Source organism: Sphingomonas sp. S1-29 (genome assembly GCF_026167545.1).
Lineage (GTDB): Bacteria > Pseudomonadota > Alphaproteobacteria > Sphingomonadales > Sphingomonadaceae > Sphingomonas.
The window spans coordinates 2816698-2835209 of the sequence record NZ_CP110678.1 but is presented as its reverse complement, the minus strand read 5'-3'; the positions used below and the strand labels follow the sequence as shown (position 1 = coordinate 2835209).

Annotated in this window: 14 protein-coding genes; 8 read left to right on the top strand and 6 right to left on the bottom strand. The window is 65.8% G+C overall.

The window, feature by feature from the left end; all coding sequences use genetic code 11:
• Window positions 1-33: 33 nt before the first annotated feature.
• Genes OKW76_RS13525 through OKW76_RS13515 form a run of 3 tightly spaced genes read left to right on the top strand, consistent with a single transcriptional unit; the run spans window position 34 to window position 4996 of the window.
• Window positions 34-1542, top strand: coding sequence for a tryptophan halogenase family protein (locus OKW76_RS13525; protein WP_265549381.1), 1509 nt, complete (start codon window positions 34-36; stop codon window positions 1540-1542).
• Entirely contained in the window at window positions 1539-3386 is a 1848-nt protein-coding gene (locus OKW76_RS13520; protein WP_265549380.1) for an alpha-amylase family glycosyl hydrolase, read from the top strand. Before OKW76_RS13525 ends, OKW76_RS13520 begins: the two co-directional genes overlap by 4 nt.
• The gene (locus OKW76_RS13515) at window positions 3383-4996 is read left to right on the top strand and encodes an alpha-amylase family glycosyl hydrolase (protein WP_265549379.1); all 1614 of its coding nucleotides are present in this window, start codon (window positions 3383-3385) and stop codon (window positions 4994-4996) included. Before OKW76_RS13520 ends, OKW76_RS13515 begins: the two co-directional genes overlap by 4 nt.
• A 43-nt stretch (window positions 4997-5039) precedes the next feature.
• Here OKW76_RS13515 and OKW76_RS13510 read toward each other — a convergent pair whose 3' ends face one another.
• Both OKW76_RS13510 and OKW76_RS13505 read right to left on the bottom strand, forming a co-directional pair.
• Window positions 5040-6026 (bottom strand): glycoside hydrolase family 5 protein, encoded by a 987-nt coding sequence (locus OKW76_RS13510; protein ID WP_265549378.1) that lies wholly within the window; start codon window positions 6024-6026, stop codon window positions 5040-5042.
• Complete coding sequence (locus tag OKW76_RS13505) at window positions 6023-6736, bottom strand: GDSL-type esterase/lipase family protein (protein ID WP_265549377.1); 714 nt, start codon at window positions 6734-6736, stop codon at window positions 6023-6025. The genes OKW76_RS13510 and OKW76_RS13505 overlap by 4 nt, the downstream gene beginning before the upstream one ends.
• A 244-nt stretch (window positions 6737-6980) precedes the next feature.
• On the opposite strand from OKW76_RS13505, the gene OKW76_RS13500 reads away from it, so the two are divergent.
• A complete protein-coding gene (locus OKW76_RS13500; RefSeq protein WP_265549376.1) occupies window positions 6981-7661 on the top strand; it encodes a glycoside hydrolase family 11 protein in 681 nt (226 codons plus the stop codon).
• 77 nt (window positions 7662-7738) lie between these two features.
• On the opposite strand, the gene OKW76_RS13495 is transcribed toward OKW76_RS13500, so the two are convergent.
• The 4 genes from OKW76_RS13495 to OKW76_RS13480 form a co-directional block, all read right to left on the bottom strand.
• A complete protein-coding gene (locus OKW76_RS13495) occupies window positions 7739-8776 on the bottom strand; it encodes a cupin-like domain-containing protein (RefSeq protein ID WP_265549375.1) in 1038 nt (345 codons plus the stop codon).
• A gap of 80 nt (window positions 8777-8856) precedes the next feature.
• A complete protein-coding gene (locus OKW76_RS13490; protein ID WP_265549374.1) occupies window positions 8857-10377 on the bottom strand; it encodes a tryptophan halogenase family protein in 1521 nt (506 codons plus the stop codon).
• Complete coding sequence (locus OKW76_RS13485) at window positions 10374-11891, bottom strand: tryptophan halogenase family protein (protein WP_265549373.1); 1518 nt, start codon at window positions 11889-11891, stop codon at window positions 10374-10376. Before OKW76_RS13485 ends, OKW76_RS13490 begins: the two co-directional genes overlap by 4 nt.
• Entirely contained in the window at window positions 11888-12010 is a 123-nt protein-coding gene (locus OKW76_RS13480; RefSeq protein ID WP_265549372.1) for a hypothetical protein, read from the bottom strand. The genes OKW76_RS13485 and OKW76_RS13480 overlap by 4 nt, the downstream gene beginning before the upstream one ends.
• Window positions 12011-12166: 156 nt before the next feature.
• Between OKW76_RS13480 and OKW76_RS13475 the strand changes: the two genes are divergently transcribed.
• From OKW76_RS13475 to OKW76_RS13460, 4 genes are all read left to right on the top strand, one after another.
• Window positions 12167-15442 carry a TonB-dependent receptor gene (locus tag OKW76_RS13475; protein WP_265549371.1) on the top strand — a complete coding sequence of 1092 codons (3276 nt, stop codon included), beginning with the start codon at window positions 12167-12169 and terminating at the stop codon, window positions 15440-15442.
• A 403-nt stretch (window positions 15443-15845) separates the two neighbouring features.
• On the top strand, window positions 15846-16556 hold the full coding sequence (locus OKW76_RS13470) for a polysaccharide biosynthesis/export family protein (RefSeq protein ID WP_265549370.1): 711 nt from the start codon (window positions 15846-15848) through the stop codon (window positions 16554-16556).
• 143 nt (window positions 16557-16699) lie between these two features.
• Window positions 16700-17047 (top strand): hypothetical protein, encoded by a 348-nt coding sequence (locus tag OKW76_RS13465; protein ID WP_265549369.1) that lies wholly within the window; start codon window positions 16700-16702, stop codon window positions 17045-17047.
• A gap of 21 nt (window positions 17048-17068) precedes the next feature.
• Window positions 17069-18472: an O-antigen ligase family protein gene (locus OKW76_RS13460; RefSeq protein ID WP_265549368.1), complete on the top strand. Its 1404-nt coding sequence runs from the start codon at window positions 17069-17071 to the stop codon at window positions 18470-18472.
• Window positions 18473-18512 lie beyond the last annotated feature (40 nt).

The following is an 18512-nucleotide window of genomic DNA, read 5'->3' as shown; positions in this document are numbered from 1 at the left end:
GCGAGGCGCGGGCTCGCAAATGGGGACGCATATATGCGCGACGACCGGACCATCGTAATCGCGGGGGGCGGCACCGCGGGATGGATGGCAGCGGCGGCGTTCGCGCGCTTCCTGGCGCCGGGCTGGCGGATCGTGCTCGTCGAATCCGAGGCGATCGGCACGGTGGGTGTCGGGGAAGCGACGATCCCGCAGATATCGTTGTTCAACAAGCATTTGGGCATCGACGAGGATGCGTTTCTGCGCGCCACGCAGGGAACGATCAAGCTCGGGATCGAATTTCGCGACTGGGTGCAGCCCGGCCATTCCTATCTGCACGGCTTTGGCGATACGGGGCGCCCGCTGGGGCTGCTGGGTTTCCACCATTACTGGTTGCGCGCGCGATCCCAGGGGTTTGCGGCGGATTTCGGCGACTATTCGCTCAACAATGTCGCGGCGTTGCGCGGCGGGTTTGCGCGGTTCGAGGCCCGGGGACCGGTGCCGCCAATGCCCTATGCCTTCCACTTCGATGCCGGGCTGTATGCGGCGTTCCTGCGGCGTTACGCCGAGGCGCGCGGGGTGATCCGGCAGGAGGGGCGGATCCTGTCGGTCGAGCGCGACGATGGCGGCGACATTTCGGCGCTGTTGATCGAGGGCGACCGGCGGGTCGCGGGGGATCTGTTCATCGACTGCACGGGCTTTGGTGCGCTGTTGATCGGCGGCGCGCTGGGTGCGGGCTATGAGGACTGGAGCGATTGGCTGCCCTGCGACCGCGCGCTGGCGGTGCCCTCGGCGCGGGTTGCGGTGCCAATACCCTATACGCGCGCGACCGCGCAAAAGGCGGGATGGCAATGGCGCATCCCGTTGCAGCACCGCACCGGCAACGGGTATGTGTACGACAGCAAGCATATTTCGGACGACGAGGCGGCGGCGACGCTGCTCGCGAATCTCGATGGCGAGGCGCTGGCGGAGCCGCGTCCGCTGCGATTCACCGCGGGCCGGCGCGAGCAAGCCTGGGTGCGAAACTGCGTGGCGGTGGGGCTGGCCAGCGGGTTTCTGGAACCGCTCGAATCGACCAGCATCCACCTGATCCAGACCGCGATCGCGCGCATCCTGGGGTTTCTGCCGGCCGGCCGGATCAGCGATGCCGACCGCGCCGAATATAACAACGAGTCGCGGCTAGAGCTTCATTTCATCCGCGACTTTCTCGTCCTCCATTACCACGCCAATGCGCGCATCGGCGAGCCGTTCTGGGACGCGGCGCGGACGCGGAAATTACCACCCGAGCTCGACCGCAAATTGGCGCTGTGGCGATCTTCAGCGCGACTGTCGCGGCGCGAGGGCGAGTTGTTCGCCGAACCGGGCTGGACGCAGGTGCTGATCGGCCAGGAAGTGATGCCCGATGCCTGGCATCCGCTCGCCGATGCGGTGCCGAGCGCCGATCTCAAGGCCTTTCTCGATGGCGTGGCCGACGTCGCGGCGCGCACCGGCGCGGCGATGCCTGCCCATGCCGATCTGCTGGCGCAGCTTGCCGGCAACCCTGCGCAGCAAGGAGTGAATGCATGATCCGCACGCTAGCCACCGCGATGGCGATAGCCATCATCGCCGCCCCGCCGGTCGCCGCGCAACAAACCGCGCCGCCGCTCGAATTGAGACAGCGGTTGCCGCAGGACGAAGTGATCTATTTCGTGCTGCCCGATCGCTTCGCCAATGGCGATCGGCGCAACGATCGCGGCGGGATCGCGGGCGACCGGTTCGCGCATGGGTTCGACCCGACGCATAAGGGCTTTTTCCATGGCGGCGACATCAAGGGGCTGATCGACCGGCTCGACTATATCCAGTCGCTGGGAATGACCGCGATCTGGCTGACACCGGTGTTCAAGAACAAGCCGATGCAGGGCGGCAAGGGCGAGGAATCGGCGGGATATCACGGCTATTGGATCACCGATTTCACCACGGTCGATCCGCATCTGGGGGCCGATACCGATTTCACCGCGCTGGTGGCGGCGGCGCATGCGCGCGGCATGAAGGTGTATATGGACATCATCGCCAACCACACCGCCGATGTGTTCTATTTCGCCGAATGCGAGGGCAAGGCGACCTGCGCCTATCGCAGCCGGGCCGATTATCCCTATGCCACGCGCGGCGGGCCGAAGGGCGAGCCGATCAATCGGGGCTTTGCCGGCGATCGGGTGATGACGACGCAGAATTTCGCGCGGCTGACCGACCCGAATTACGCGTATGGCGTGAAAATAAAGCCCCAGGAACGTGCGATCAAGGTTCCGGCATGGCTGAACGAGCCGATCCACTATCATAACCGCGGCAACACAATGTTCTCCAACGAAAGCTCGACGATGGGCGATTTCGTCGGGCTGGACGATCTGATGACCGAGAGCCCGCGCGTGGCGCAGGGCATGATCAACATTTATGGCGACTGGATCGACCGGTTCGGCGTCGATGGCTTTCGCATCGATACCGCGCGGCATGTGAACCCCGAATTCTGGACCAAGTTCACCCCGGCGATGCTCGACCGCGCGAAGGCGAAGGGCATTCCCAATTTCCATATCTTCGGCGAAGCGGCGTGGAGCGAGCTGGAAATCGGCTTGTTGCAGCGTCACACCGTCGTCGACAAATTGCCGAGTGTGCTGGATTTCGCGTTTGCGACAGCGGTTCAGCAGACCGTGGCGGAGGGCAAGCCGACCGCCGCGCTCGCCAAATTATTCTGGGGCGATGCGATGTATGCCGGGGGCGAGCCCGCCGCGCTGCAATTGCCGACCTTCATCGGCAACCACGATCAGGGGCGCTTCGCGATGTTCGTGACCAGAGCCAATCCGCAAGCCGACGACGCCGAGTTGCTCGCGCGGACTCGGCTGGGGCACGAGATGCTGCTGACGCTGCGCGGCGTCCCCACGATCTATTACGGCGACGAACAGGGTTTTGCGGGCAAGGGCAATGATCAGGATTCGCGCCAGACGATGTTCGCATCAAGCGCCGCGACCTATCTGGAAGAAAAGCTGGTCGGCACCGCGCGGACGCATCGCGAGGATCATTTCCGCACCGATCATCCGCTGTTCCAGACCATCGCCACCTTGTCGAAGCTGCGCGTCGCGACCCCGGCGCTGACGCGCGGGCGGCAGGTGACGCGTGCGTATCACGATGCTTCGGGCGAAGGTGTACCGGGGCTGTTCGCCGTCAGCCGCTTCGACCCGGCAAGCGATGCCGAGGTGGTGATCGCGTTCAACACCTCCGCCGCGCCAATTGCCGCCAATATCGAGGTCGAGACGCGCTCGACCGATTTTACTGCGCTGTACGGCACCGGCTGTCCGACGACGGCTACGGCACCCGGATCGGTCGCAGTGACGATCGCGCCATTCTCGACGATTGTCTGCGCGGCAAAGGAGTCGCGGTGAGCACTGCGCCAAGATCGCTGCTCGCCAACGCCGAGCCTTGGTGGAAGGGGGCGGTGATCTATCAGATTTATCCCCGCAGCTTTGCCGATGCCAATGGCGACGGCGTCGGCGACCTGCCCGGCATCACCCAGCGGCTCGACCATGTGGCCAGCCTGGGTGTCGATGCGATCTGGCTGTCGCCCTTCTTCACTTCGCCGATGCGCGATTCGGGCTATGACGTCGCCGATTTCTGCGGGGTCGACCCGGTATTCGGGACGATTGCCGATTTCGACGCCCTGGTGGCCAAGGCGCATCGGCTCGGGCTGAAAGTGCTGATCGATCAGGTCTATTCGCATTCGTCGGACCGACATCCCTGGTTCGTCGAAAGCCGCTCCAGCCGCGACAACGCAAAGGCCGACTGGTATGTCTGGGCCGATCCCAAGCCCGATGGATCGCCGCCATCGAACTGGCAATCGGTATTCGGTGGCCCGGCATGGCAGTGGGATGCGCGGCGCACGCAATATTATCTGCACAATTTCCTGGTCGAACAGCCCGATCTGAACCTCCATCATCCGCAGGTGCAGGAAGCGATGCTGGGCGCGGCGCGGTTCTGGCTCGAGCGCGGCGTCGATGGCTTTCGCTTCGATGCGCTCAATTTCGCGATGCACGATCCTTTGCTGAGGGATAATCCGCCGCTACCGCCGACCAACCGCGCGCGCCGGCGTTCGTTCGATTTCCAGGACAAGATCCACAACCAGTCGCATCCCGATATTCCCGTCTTCATCGAACGGCTGGCGGCCGAGATGCGATCCTATGGCGCCACATTCTCGATGGCCGAAGTCGGCGGCGATCACTGGGCGCAGGAAATGGCGTTGTATACGCAAGGCGCGGCGCGGCTCGACAGCGCCTATGGCTTCAACTTCCTCTATGCCGAAGCGCTGACGCCCGCGCTGGTGGTGGATGCGCTTTCGGTTTGGCCCGATGCGCCCGATCATGGTTGGCCGAGCTGGGCGTTCGAGAATCACGATGCGCCGCGCGCGGTCTCGCGGTGGACGGCCCCCGCGCATGCGCGAGCGTTCGCGCGGATGAAGATGCTGCTGCTGCTGAGCCTGCGCGGCAATGCGATCCTGTACCAGGGCGAAGAATTGGGGCTGGGACAAGTGGAGATACCCTTCGACCGGCTGGTCGATCCCGAAGCGATCGCCAACTGGCCGATAACGCTGTCGCGCGACGGCGTGCGTACGCCGATGCCCTGGCAAGGCGATGCCAAGGATCGCGGCTTCGGTTCGATCGATCCCTGGCTGCCCCATGGGGCCGATCATGGCGCGTTGGCGGTGGACCAGCAGGAGGCCGATGGCGATTCGCTGCTGCACTGGACCAGGCGGCTCATCGCACTGCGCCGCGCGGAACCCGCGCTGCGATCAGGTTCCTCGCGCGTCGTCTCGGCGGACAAGGCGGTGCTGGTGCTGGAGCGCGCGCATCCGGGCGGCGCAACCTTGCGCTGTGCGTTCAACCTGTCCGACCGCGCGGTGGCATTTGCCGTGGATGGCGCGGTGCTGGTGGCAACAGGGGATTATAGCGGCGGCATATTGGGAGGGTATTCGGCCGTGGTGATGCGGGGCCGAGCGTAACCAGTTGCGGTAATCCCCCCCGGTCCCCCATCGTCCCGCGCGTTCACGCCATCGTGCGCAGGCGCTTGCGGACCAGCTTACCCGACGATGTCAGCATCGCCTCCCCCCATTTGCCGCGGGGATCGGCACCCGGTTTCAATGCCGCCGACAGCTCGGCTTTGTCCGCCACCGACCAGTTGACGTAGCCGATATGGTGCTGCTCCAAAAAGTCCCACCAGATGCCGGTTTGGGTCGCGTCGATCACGCCATCGCCGTCGGCGCGGGTCGTGCCATATTCGGTGACGAACAGCGCCGCCCCCTTTGCCATCGCCGCGGCGGCCTTGTCCTGCAGCGCCTGCTTATGCGTGGCGGCATAGAAATGGAGTGTATAGGCAAGGTTGGGATCGGCCAGCGGATCGGCCGCCGCCTCGTCGACATCCTGCGACCAGCTGCGCGTGCCGGCGACCACCAGATTGCGCCGATCGACGCGCCGGATCGCGGTCAGCACGGCAGCGTGATACGGTTTGAGCACGTCGGCCCAGCCATGTTCGACCAACGGCTCGTTATACGGCTCGTATATCAGGTTCGGCAGCGCGCCGTACTTGCCCGCGATCCGCGCGAAGAATGCTGCGGCCTGCTCGGGATAGGGCTGGTGCGCGTGCCAGTCGACGATGACGTAGATATCGTTGGCGACGGCGGCGTCGATTACCGCTTCGACCTTGGCCAGCTCGGCCGCGGGATTGGCCAGATACCCGCCCGAGTCGACCCCCATCGCCGCGCGGACAACGTCGATCTTCCAATCGCTGCACAACCAGCGGACGGCGTCGGCGTTGTAATATTGGCCCTGCCACTGACTCCAGAACAGCGACATGCCGCGCAGCGTGACCGGGCGGCCATGATCGCCGACAATATGGTTGCCGCGCACCTGCAGCCGGCCGTGGCGAGCCACCACGCCGCGCGATACCGGCGTGGCTTGACCGATTCGTGGGAAGGCGAGCGATCCGGCCAGCCCCGCCATGCCCGCCACCACCATGCGCCGGTCGAAGGTCACAGCTTCATCCCCAGCAGGATAGGCTCGATCACCTTCTCCATCGCGGCATACCCCGCTGCTTCGGGGTGAACACCGTCGAGCGCCAGCCCCTTGCGCATGCCACCCCGCCCGTCGCCGAGCGCCGAGGTATAATCGACATGGGTCGCGCCGATGCGCGCGGCATAGGCGCGTATCCAGGCGTTGATCTCGGCGATCGGCTCGATCGTTGGAAGGCCCGGCCGCCAGGGGAAGCCAGCGGCGGGGGGAACCGACGCCAGCAGCACCGCGATCCCGTTCGCTTTCGCCAGCTGCGCCATCGCCATCAGATTATCGTACGTCTGCGCGCGCGTCATTGGCCCGGTATTGCCGGCGACATCGTTGGTCCCCGCCATGATGTGCACCGCGCGCGGACGCAGCGCGATCACGTCGGGCATCATGCGAAGCACCATCTGCGAGGTCGTCTGGCCACTAATGCCACGCCCCACCCGCCCCTCGCGGAAAAATTCGGGACGCTTGTCGCGCCAGCCTTCGGTGATCGAATCGCCCATGAAGACCACCCCGACGGGTTCCCCGGCGGATCGCAGCCTTGCATTGTCGTCGGCATAGCGCGCCCACCATGCCCAATCTTCGCGCAGCCGCTTCTCTCGGGCGGCATCCTGGCCGGTGGCAAGGCCGGGCAGCAGCGAGAATCCGGCGGTGGCAGCGAAAAAGGTGCGGCGGTCGAGGCTCATAGATGCTCCGTCAGCAAACAGGGTTCGGCGCGCGATCGGCACCCGGCGTCACGTCGCGATGCTCGAAGGCCGGTCGGCGTCGCCCGACCGCATCGTAGCGCGGTCGATGCCGAAGGCCAGCCGCATCGGAATTGCCGCGGCGCGCCAATTCGGCAACTTTCAGCCGAGCGAGCGTTCGACGACCCAGTCGCGCCTCCGACAATTTCAGTGGAAGTTGGGATCGTCGGTCGGCATACCCTCGGTCATGAAATATTTCGAACCAATCGCGCTTGCGCTCGTCGCGCTCCTTCTTCCGGCCGCGCATCAGCCCGATCCGGCGACCCGCCAGCTTTGCTCCAACCAGACCGGCATGCACGACGGCTATTTCTTCACCTTCTGGAAAAGCAGCGGTGATGCCTGCATGACGCTGGGGCAGCGCGGCGGCTACACGACCGACTATCGCCTGGGTACCAGGGAAAATCTGGTTGCCGGCAAAGGCTGGCGGGTGGGATCGCAGACGCGGACGATCGGGTACAAGGTCAACCAGTTCGAAGCGGGCACCAACAGCTATCAGACGCTTTACGGGTGGTCGACCGATCCGCTGATCGAATATTATATCGTCGAGGATTGGGGTTCGAATTTCACCCCGCCCGGCGACGATGCGAAACCGCTGGGCACCGTGCGCAGCGATGGCGGCACCTACACCATTTACCGCACCCAGCGCGTCGAGCAGCCATCGATCCGCGGCACCCAGACCTTCTACCAATATTGGAGCGTACGGACCCAGCGCCAGACGTTCGGCGAAGATCGGAAAATCACCTTCGCCAACCATGTCGCGGCGTGGCGCAAGGCGGGGATGCAGCTCGGCACGATGCACTATCAGGTGCTGGCGACCGAAGGTTTCGGCAGTACGGGCAATTCGGCGGTTACGCTTTGGCAGGAATGATGCGGCGGGTCGGGTAAGGCCGGTTGCCAAGCCGTCCGCGATCGGGCTCCTGCCCGGCCTAGGCACCCAACCGCCGCTTATTTGCCACCGAGCACGCGCAACAGATATTGGCGCATGCGTTCGGTACGCTGGGCGGACGCCGGTGCAAGCACCCCGCGTGCGCTTGCGGGCAGATGATCGCCCGCGGTGCCGGCCGAGGGGCTGAAGACATAGTGATCGAACCAGGCGCGCCAGCCTTCCTTTTCGAACTGCGGCCGATCGCGCACCGCCATCATCGCATGGACCAACGCGTGGAATGCCGAGTTGGCGGGGTCAAAATCCCACCAATAATTGCACAGGACGTTGAGCGTATCGAACGCCTGCACATGGTGCCACCAGGTCGCGGGGACGAATATCGCATCGCCCGGCCCAAGGTCAGCGACGACCGCGTGGGCGAGCGCTTCGGCGAAGCGCGGGTAGCGGTCGAAATCGGGCTGGGTAGGATCGACCATCGACGAAGGCGGACCCGCCAGCGTCCGGTCGAGCGGTCCCAGATACAGATTGCCCACCTGCTCGGGCGGAAAGAGGATGAACCGCCGCCGCCCCGCCACGACGCACGCAAGGTTGGTCGAGCCGTCATAATGGGTCGCGGTGCGGCTGGCATTGCCGATCCACAGCCGCGGCACCGCGCCGCCAAGGTCGAGATCGATCGGATTGCCCGCCGACCATCCGGGCAGATGCTCGGGCGCTGTCGCGGCGTTGGCATAGAGCGAGTGCGCCTCGCCTGCGGGCAACGCCGCCAGCCGCAGCAGCTCGCTGAGCAACAGCTTGAGCGGCGCGCGCTCGCGGTTGAAGTTGAAGCCTTCTAGATTGTCGCCGCGATAGAAAAACCGCCCGCCAAATTCGGGCGGCGACACCAGCACCTCGAGCGGATGCGCGGCACCGGCCTCAAGCCCCCCCAGATAGTCGGCTATCGCGTTGTCGCCTGCCTTGGCCGCCGCGACGGCGGGCCATGCGGCGACCTGACCGCGCAGCACCAGCGGTTGCGCGAGCGGTGCGACGTCGGCGGCGAAGGTTGCGGCATCGACAGCGGCGCGTTCGTCGGCGGGCCGAAGCGGTGACAAAGAGGAGATCATGGCTTCCTAGGTAACAGCACGATGGGGCCGGACAACCCCGGCCGACGCACCGGATTGGCACGCGCGCATCGCTCGCCCGCTCAGCATGCTGCGAGCGCGGCGTCGGTCGGCAGCGATTCAAGCCGCGCCAATGCCTCGGCATGGGGGGGCATATGATCGAGCGACGCGGTCACCACCGCCTCGATCCGTGCGAGCCGATCGGCAACGCGCGCCAGCGGCCAGGCGTCGCATACCGGATCATGCCCAAGCGCGGGGGCGCCTTGCCCAGTCAGCAAGGCGAGCCAACTCCAGGCGTTGAACAGCTCGTCATCCTCGCGGAACAGCCGCCCGCCGCCTGCGAACAGCGCAAGCTTTTCGGCGAGCCCGGGCGGCGGGGTTTGCGCGCGGCGATCCTGCCAGAAGCGCTCGGGCCGTTGGTTGAGGTAATAATGCGCGACCAGGAAGTCGCGGATCCGTTCGAATTCGGTGGTCATCACCCGGTTGTAGCGCGCGCGCGCCGCGGCCACCGCGTCCGGCCCCGCCGCTGCCCCAGGCAGATGTTGCAGCAGATGTTGCAGCCCCGCCTGCACCAGATGGATGCTCGTCGATTCGAGCGGCTCCATGAACCCCGACGCAAGCCCGAGGGCGACGCAATTCTGCGCCCAGAACGCCTGCCGATGCCCGGTCGAGAAGCGCAGCACCCGCGGCTCGGCGATCGGCGGCGTCTCGAGCGACGCCAGCAACTCGGCGGTCGCCTGATCCTCGCTGAGATACGCCGAGCAAAAGACCCGCCCGTTTCCCGTGCGGTGCCGCAGCGGGATCCGCCACTGCCAGCCCGCCGCGTGCGCGATCGATCGAGTCAGCGGCAGCGGCGCTGCATCGGCTGACGACGCCACCGCGACCGCGCGATCGCACGGCAACCAGTGCGACCAATCGACCCAGCCGACCCCGAGCGCCTCGCCCAGCAGCAACGACGCGAAGCCCGAGCAATCGAGGAACAGATCGCCCTCGATCCGCCGGCCATCGGCCAGCACCAGCGCCGCGATCCCGGCAGCGCCGCGCTCGACGCCCTCGACGGTGCCTTCGACGCGCGACGCGCCCATCGCTTCGGCATGCCGGCGCAGAAACGTCGCATAGCGCCCGGCGTCGAAATGATAGGCGTAGGTAATGCGCGACAGCGGCGAATCGCCATTGTCGAGCGGGTGCGCGAACCGCCCTTCCTCGGCCGCACGCGCCTCGAGCCAGTAACGCTCGAGCGCTTCGGCCTGGCCCGCGGCGCGCGCGCGGAGCCATTGCGCGTGGAAGGGCAGCCCGCCGACATCGGTGCCAGGACGTCCGAAGGCGTGGAGGTACGAACTGCCCTGCCCCGACCAGCCTTCGAACCGGATCCCGAGCTTCCAGCTGCCCCCCGTCGCACGCAGGAAATCGGCCTCGTCGACCCCCAGCATCGCGTGGAAGGTGCGGATCGGCGGGATCGTCGCTTCGCCGACGCCGACGGTGGGTATCGCGTCCGATTCGACCAGGGTCACCGTCCAGCCCGCGGGCCCCAGCAGCCGCGCCGCGGTGGCCGCGGCCATCCAGCCGGCGGTGCCGCCGCCCAACACCACGATGCGCTGCGTCACGCTGCGTGCCGCCGGCCAGGCGCTACCCGCGCGATATAGTCGGCATGGCGCGGCATGCGGCTTGCCGCGTCGGCGAACAGCGAGCGCAGCCGAGCGAAACGCTGCTCGACCATCGCGGGATCGGCAAGATCGGCCATCCGATCCCATCCACCGGGCACCAGCCCCTGTCCGAGCAGCACCGCAACCCAGCTATCCTCGGCGAACAGATCGTCGTCGCGGCGAAACACGCGACCGGCGCGCTTCCACAAGGCGATCTTCTCCGCCAGCGTATCGGGGATCGCGCGCGCCGCGGCATCGCGCCAGAAGGGCGAATCGTCGCGGCGGGTGAGGTGATAGTGCAGCGCCAGAAAGTCGCGGACCTGATCATATTGAACATCGGCCTGGCGATTGAAGGTCGCCGCCTCGACTCCCGAAAATTCGCGATCGGGGAATAGCGCGAGCAATCGCGAGATGCCGCTCTGGACCATGTGGATCGACGTCGATTCGAGCGGTTCGGCAAAGCCCCCGGCGAGCCCCAGCGCGACGACATTCCCGATCCACTGCCGCCGCCGCCGCCCCGCGGTGAAGCGCAGCAGCCGCGGATCGGCCAGCGCGGGGCCGTCGAGATGGGCGAGCAAGGTTGCGGTCGCCTCGTCATCCGACAGATAGGCGCTCGAATAGACATAGCCGTTGCCGGTGCGGTGCTGGAGCGGGATCCGCCACTGCCAGCCCGCCGGTCGCGCGGTCGATCGCGTAAAGGGCGTCAGGCCGTCGCCGCCGGTGGCGCAGGGAACCGCAACCGCGCGGTCGCACGCCAGCCAGCGGGTCCAGTCTTCATAGCCCGCCTGCATCGCGCCTTCGATCAGCAGGCCACGAAAGCCCGAGCAATCGACGAACAAATCGGCAGCCAATGCACTGCCGTCAGCCAGTCGCACCGCGCTGACGTTCCCGCGCTCGCCTTCCTTGATGGCTTCGACCACTTCGCCTTCGACCCGAACGACCCCGGCGCGTTCGGCGCGGGTGCGCAGGAACGCGGCGTACAGCCCGGCGTCGAAGTGATAGGCGTGGTTCATCTGCGACAACACCGACGCCGGATCGGTCGCGGGGGGCATGAACCGGCCTTCGCGCGCGGCGACCGCGCACAACGCATAATCGGCAATGTCTTCGCGGACTCCCGCGGCGCGGCGCCGAAGCCAGTGCTGGTGGAAGCGAACCCCCTCCTGATCGAAACCGAAGACGCCGAAGGGGTGCAGGTAGCGCTCGCCCGCCGCACCCCAGCCGACGAATTCGATCCCCAGTTTGAAGCTGCCCGCCGTCGCCGCAATGAACTCGGCTTCGTCGATACCAAGCGCGGCATTGAACGCGCGGATCGGCGGGATCGTCGCCTCGCCCACGCCGATCGTTCCGATCGCGTCGGATTCGACCAGCGTCACCGAAAGCCCGGTGGGGATCATGCGCGACAACGCTGCCGCGGCCATCCAGCCGGCGGTCCCGCCGCCAACGATAAGCACCGATCGGACCGGCCCGGTGGTCATGCCGCGACCCACAGCAGCGGCCTCGTCGCCGCCTCGATCATCCCGCCAGCGGTGCCGCCGCCGTTGATCGCCATCCGGGGACCGAGCCTCTCACCAGCCCTCTGTCCGCTGTCGTACACATCGCTCTCCACAGCCTGTTGCAAGGTTACAACACCATGACAGCCAACTGAATCTAGACTTTTTCCGCTATTGGCAAACCTTAAAATCCGTGGGTATTCGGTCGCTCGGCGCACCGATGCATCGGCATTTGATAGCGCTAACACGGGGGAGGTTTCATGAAGGGTAAGACTTTGGCTACTGCGCGCGCGGGTGCACTGACGGGTGCTTCGGTTATGGCGATGGTGCTCACCATGCCGGCAGCTGCTGCATCGGCGACCGATGGCTTGCCCCTGGTGGCGCCGATGGTTGCAATCGAACCGACGAAGCCGGCAACCGCGCAGACGTCGACCGGATCGACCGCGACGGCGCAGGACGAGGCCGCCACCGGGGAAATCGTCGTAACCGGCATCCGCCAGAGCCTTCAGAGCGCGCAGGCGATCAAGCGCAACTCCGACGTCGTCGTCGATTCGATCTCGAGCGAAGACATCGGCGCCCTGCCCGACCGTTCGGTCACCGAAGCCCTTCAGCGCGTTCCCGGCGTGTCGATCAGCCGGTTCCAGGCGGGTGCCGATCCCGATCACTTCGCCGCCGAAGGTTCGGGCGTCGTCGTGCGCGGCCTCACCTATACGCGGTCGGAGTTGAACGGGCGCGACACCTTCAGCGCAGGCAACGGCCGCGGCCTGTCCTTCGCCGACGTTCCTGCCGAATTGTTGTTCGGGGTCGACGTGTTCAAAAGCCCTTCGGCCGACATGATCGAGGGCGGCATCGCCGGCACGGTCAACCTGCGCACGCGCCTGCCCTTCGATTCGAGCGGCTTGCTGCTCGGCGGCACGCTCGAGAACAACTATGGCGACTTCGTCAAGAAGTCGGCGCCGACGGTATCGGTGCTGCTCAGCAACCGTTGGAAGACGGGCATCGGCGATTTCGGCCTGCTCGGCAGCTTCGTGCGGTCGCAAATCCGCAACCGCGCCGACAGCATCCAGATTTCGAACTGGGGCACGCGCGTGCTGACCGACGACGGGCGATTGCTCCAGCCGCTCGCCGCCGATGGCACATCCAATGTCGGTACGACGGTATATGTGCCGCGCGGTGCCGCGGTGCGCAGCCAGGAATATGATCGCGTTCGTTATGGTTATTCGGCGGCAGCACAATGGCGCAGCCTCGACGGCCGCACCGACGCGACGCTGCAGTTCCTGCGCTCGGACTCGCGCGAGGCCTGGACCGAGAATGCGATCGAAGTCGCGACCGACAACGTGCTCGCCGCGGGCGACAGCCAGCCTTTCCCCGGCACGACCTTCGATTTCGACGACGACAATGCCTTTACCGGCGGTCTGATCACTGGCCCCAACGGCTATCGCGCCGATTCGCAGGCGGGCGCAGATGGCCGCACGCCGACCAACGGCCTGCAATCGAACAACATCGCGCGCGGCAATACGGCGCGCTTCCAGACCAACGACATCAGCTTTGGGCTGAAATCGCGGCTGACTGACCGGCTTTCGGTCAAGGTCGATTACCAGCATGTCTGGTCGAAGGTTAACGTCACCGACCTGACGGTCTGGGGTACGACGTATCAAAATGCCGACATCCGAATGAATGGCAAGGATCCGGCGCAAGTGACGCTGATCCCGGTGACCAACGGCCCGAACAATTACCAGAACGCCGCCAACCCATCTTACCTCAATGCCTATAACAACTTCTATCGCTCGGCGATGGATCACCTCGAGGATAGCGAGGGCGATTCGGACGCGGCGCGGATCGATTTCGACTATAGCTTCCCCGAGGAAGGCTGGCTGAAGTCGGTGAAAGCCGGCTATCGCTTCGCCGATCGCCAGAACGAGGCGCGTTCGTCGGCCTATAACTGGGGCGTGTTGAGCGAGATCTGGGGCGGCGGCACGCTGGCCGACAATACGTCGGTCGGGCCGGGCGGCCCGGTCTGGTTCGACCGTCCGATCGACGGCAATCCAGCCACGCGTACCACCGGTGCGCTAGCGCCGCAGGAAGCGTTCCTGTATTCGAACTTCTTCCGCGGCCAGGAAGCCAATCCGTCGGCGCCGGGCGGTCCGGGCCGGCTGTTCTATCCCGGCGCTGCGCTGCAGGATTACGGCACCGCGATCCAGTCGATCAGCCAGATCGCGCAGGAATGGCGCAACTTCACCAGCAACCTGTCGGGCGCCAATGGCTGGGTCCCGCTAGAAAATCGCGCTGGCGTGATCGAGGGGACGCCGTATCTGCCGGGCGAGGTCAATCCGGTATCCGAGCGCAACAACGCCGCCTATTTCGTTGCCCGCTTCGGCAATGAATTCGACAATGGCTGGAACCTCACGGGCAATGTCGGCGTGCGCTACACGCATACCAGCCGCGTTTCGTCGGGCTTCTTCGCGTTCCCGCAACAATCGTTCAACTGCGTCCCACCCGCCGACGGTCAGGTACAGTCGCGGTTCTGCGCGTTGCCGCAAGCTACTCGCGATCAAGCGGCAGCGTTCCAGAACGGCGCGCTGATCCCGAACGACGCCAAGCTGAATTATGATTACTTCCTGCCGTCGGCCAATTTCCGGCTGGCGATGGGCGGTGGGCTGCAATTCCGCGTCGCGGTGAACAAGACGGTTGCGCCGCCCGACTTCCTGCTGACCCGGTCGTTCTACAACGTCAATCTTGGCACCGGCGATCAGACGATCCTGTTCAACGGCGGCCCGGTCGCGATCTTCCAGGTCGGTAATCCGTTCCTCGAACCGGTGCGATCGGACAATTTCGATCTGACCGCCGAATGGTATTTCTCGAATGTCGGCCAGCTCACGCTGTCGGCGTTTGCGAAGAACTTGCGCGGCGTCCAAGTGACCAGCACCGAGCGGCAAACCTTCACCAACAATGGCGCGACCTTCGACGCCATCGTCACGACGCCGCTCAATTCGGACGAAATCGGCAGGATCCGCGGCCTCGAGCTCGGCTATCAGCAGACCTATGATTTCCTGCCAGGGATGCTCTCAGGCCTCGGCCTGTCGGGCAACTTCACCTATGTCCATTCATCGGGCGTCTCCCAGTCGAACCTCGATCGGAACGATCCAAACGTGGCTGCGGGCGTTATCACTTCGATCGACGTTGGTGGCCTGCCACTGCAGGGATTGAGCAAATATCAGTTCAACCTTGCGCCCTTCTACCAGAAGGACGGGTTGGAAATCCGGGCGGCCTATAACTGGCGCTCGAAATATCTGCTCACGATCCGCGACGTGATCGTACCGAACGCGCCGGTGATCCAGGAGGCCTATGGCCAGCTCGACGCGTCGATCTTCTACGCTGTTACGCCATCAATCCGCATGGGATTCCAGGCGGTGAACCTGACCAGTGCGATCACGCGAACCAATTACGTCATCAACAACGATCTGCTCGAACGGCCCCGCAACTGGTTCGTTGGCGACAGCCGTTATACTTTCTCGATCCGGGCGAATTTCCGCTAACGCCACTATCGCGATCGTATCTGCGTACCTCGTTTTCCAATTCGTTAGGAAACGAACACCCCGATAAGCCTGACGGGCTTCGCCTTTGCTTCCTCTTCTGTGAGGAATGCTCAAGCGAAGCCCGTTGGCACATTCGGCGTCCACTAAGTCGATTTTGCATGAAGATGGCCGTGATCTGCACACGACGCGTGCCCTCGCTTCGAGCTTGCCCTTCCAGTGTTGCGCTCCAGGGCGAAAGCGACACACTGTCCCTTACGCGCAAAACAGGGTAAATTCCGACGCAGCGCGACTTACCCCGGCCTATCGGCGGGGCCTCATGACTTTCTTCGATGCAGAGCGTAAATAGATTGTGCCAATCGGCTCGCTATTGCAGGGGCGCCGCGCGCGCGATAGCATTCGCGACATGGCGACGCGCATCGTTGTTCTTGGCCAATATTGTCGCGTCGCGGCGTGTGCCGCGGCGTTGCTGATGGCGCCCGGCTGCGGCGGTCGCGGCGGCGACATCGCCTATGATCCGGCAAGCTTCGTCGCCCCCGATGCGCCGCCCCTTCCCGCGACGACCACCGACTATCGGCTAGGCGCGGGCGATGTCGTGTCGATCCAGGTGTTCAAGGTCGACAGCCTGTCGGGCGACCAGACGATCGATTCGGCGGGGCGCGTCAATCTGGCGCTGCTCGGCCCGGTCGCCGCCGCCGGGCGCACGACCGCCGAGTTCGAGGACGAGCTCGAACGCCTGCTGGGCGCCAAATATCTCACCGCGCCGAGCATCGCGGTGACGCTGAAGAGCGCGGTGCAGCGGACGATCACGGTCGACGGATCGGTGCAACAGCCCGGCCTCTACCCCGTCTCGGCACCGACCACGCTGATCAAGACGATCGCGATGGCGCGCGGGATCGCCGAAGAGGCCAATCCGAGCCGCGTCATCGTCTTCCGCCAGATCGACGGCCAGCGCATGGCGGCGGCGTTCGACTTGAAAAGCATCCGCCGCGGCGAATCACCCGATCCCGCCATCTACGCCGACGACATCGTCGTCGTCGACGGATCGGCCACGAGCAAGGCGATGAAGACCGTCATCCAGTCGCTACCCTTCGTGACGCTGTTCAGGCCTTTCTAAGTCTTGGCCGATCGGGCCACAGAGCACTGACACGCCCTCTATCGACTTTGGCGATACATCGGCTTATGTTTGCACGCGTCGCCTGAGCACAGCGGCGACATCAGATTACTTCAGCTTGCGCTGCGGCGTCAGGGGAGATCGGCATGGGCGTTCGAAGCACAGCATGGGTCGCGGCATTGGCGCTCGTCGCGCAGGCGACCGTCGCCTCGGCGCAAACCGTCGAACCGCGCCTCGCCAGCAACCGAACCGCGCTGGGGATCACCGCACAACAACCGACCCGGGCATCGACCGCGACGGCGCAGCCATGCGTCGCGGGTAGCGCGCTGACCGACTGCGTAACGGTGGCTGGCAGCAGCCGAGCCGTCGGCCGGACCGGGGGGAGCATCATCGTCCTGCTCGGCGCGATCGCAGCGGTGGGGCTTGGCATCGCCGCGGCAGCCAGCGGCGATGATGACGATACCACGGGCGGTCCGCTTCCGATCAGCCCGTAACGCGTCCTCGGGCGCGTAAGCGTGACGGCGCCATTGCGACCTTTCGACGAAAGCCTGCCCTCCGAATCGGCGCCGATCGCGCCACACCCTTCCGCCCGGATTCCCACGGCTGATGACCGGCAAGGTTTAGGCGCGGCGTTCCTTTGCGGTGCCGTCCTCCTTGGCGGTGCCAGCGCGGCGGGCTTCGTCGCCAACGCCATCGTCCAGCTTGCCGCGGTCATGCTGGTGTTGGCTAGCCTATGGGGCCGCAATGCCCGGTCGCGGCAGGCGATCGGCGACCATCGCTGGCCCATGATCCTGTTCGCGCTGACCGCGGGCATGATCGCGCTGCAGGTCGTCGCGCTTCCCGCGTCGATCTGGCAATCGCTGCCGCAGCGATCGGCGATCGTACAGGGCTTCGCCTTGGCGCAGGTCGATCCCGGCTGGCTTCCCCTGTCGCTCACCCCCGACGCGACCTTGGCCGCACTGGTCGCGCTGGCGCCGCCGCTGGCGATCTATGCGGCAGCGATCGGCGCCACCCCCGCCGACCGGACGCTGTTGCTCCGTTGCCTCGTCGCGGTGGCGGTGCTGTCGGCCCTGCTCGGCGTGGCCCAGCGGCTGCACGGGCCCGATTCGCCGCTCTATCTCTATGCGATCACCAATCGCGGCAGCGCGGTGGGGTTCTTCGCCAATCGCAACCATCTTGGCACCTTGTTGCTGTGCGCGGTGCCGTTCTGCGCGGTGCTTGGCGCAAGCGCCTGGGCCGACCGCGCGACGTCGCGGAAGGGCACGCTCCAGGTCGCAGCCCTCACCGCCGCGATGCTCGTCCTGCTCGCTGGGCTGGCGATCACCGGCTCGGTCGCGGTCGCCGTCATGGCGGGTCCGGTCGTCGCAGCATCGATCGCGATCCTGGCCGCGGGCCGCGCAAAGCACCTGACCCGTGCCGCGCTGCTGGGCGGGGCTGCCGTGCTGACGGTAGCGGCGGCCAGCGTCGCGGCGCTCCCCCGCCAGTCATCGGCAAGCGACCAGCACCGCACAACGATCATCCCCACCGCCGCGCGTGCCGCGGCCGATCACTTGCCGCTGGGCGCGGGCGGCGGCAGCTTCACCGCGGTCTATCCGGGCTATGAAGACCCCGCCGCGGTCACCCCCGAATATGTCAACCACGCGCATAGCGACTATGTCGAATGGCTGCTCGAATATGGCCTGCCGGGCGTCGCGATCGTCGCTACCGCGCTGGCGCTGTGGGTGCGCGCGACCTGGATCGCATGGGCAGGCGGCGGCAGCGACATCGCGCGCGCGGCAACCACCGCGCTCGGCGTGGTGCTGGTCCACAGCGCGGTCGACTATCCGCTTCGCACCGCCGCGATCGCGGTCATCGCCGCGCTCGCGACCGCGCTTGCGGCGCCGCGACGCGGCCCAGCACCCCTTGGTCGCCACGACTAGCAGGATCAAGCGCAAGATCGGCGCTGCTTCGCCTATGTTA

What these genes read in the sequence shown, in the direction of transcription:
- OKW76_RS13475 (WP_265549371.1), top strand. Translation starts at nt 12,167, where the DNA reads ATGAAGGGTAAGACTTTGGCTACTGCGCGCGCGGGTGCACTGACGGGT.
- OKW76_RS13495 (WP_265549375.1), bottom strand. Translation starts at nt 8,776, where the DNA reads ATGATCTCCTCTTTGTCACCGCTTCGGCCCGCCGACGAACGCGCCGCT.
- OKW76_RS13520 (WP_265549380.1), top strand. Translation starts at nt 1,539, where the DNA reads ATGATCCGCACGCTAGCCACCGCGATGGCGATAGCCATCATCGCCGCC.
- OKW76_RS13525 (WP_265549381.1), top strand. Translation starts at nt 34, where the DNA reads ATGCGCGACGACCGGACCATCGTAATCGCGGGGGGCGGCACCGCGGGA.
- OKW76_RS13505 (WP_265549377.1), bottom strand. Translation starts at nt 6,736, where the DNA reads ATGAGCCTCGACCGCCGCACCTTTTTCGCTGCCACCGCCGGATTCTCG.
- OKW76_RS13500 (WP_265549376.1), top strand. Translation starts at nt 6,981, where the DNA reads ATGAAATATTTCGAACCAATCGCGCTTGCGCTCGTCGCGCTCCTTCTT.
- OKW76_RS13470 (WP_265549370.1), top strand. Translation starts at nt 15,846, where the DNA reads ATGGCGACGCGCATCGTTGTTCTTGGCCAATATTGTCGCGTCGCGGCG.
- OKW76_RS13485 (WP_265549373.1), bottom strand. Translation starts at nt 11,891, where the DNA reads ATGACCACCGGGCCGGTCCGATCGGTGCTTATCGTTGGCGGCGGGACC.
- OKW76_RS13465 (WP_265549369.1), top strand. Translation starts at nt 16,700, where the DNA reads ATGGGCGTTCGAAGCACAGCATGGGTCGCGGCATTGGCGCTCGTCGCG.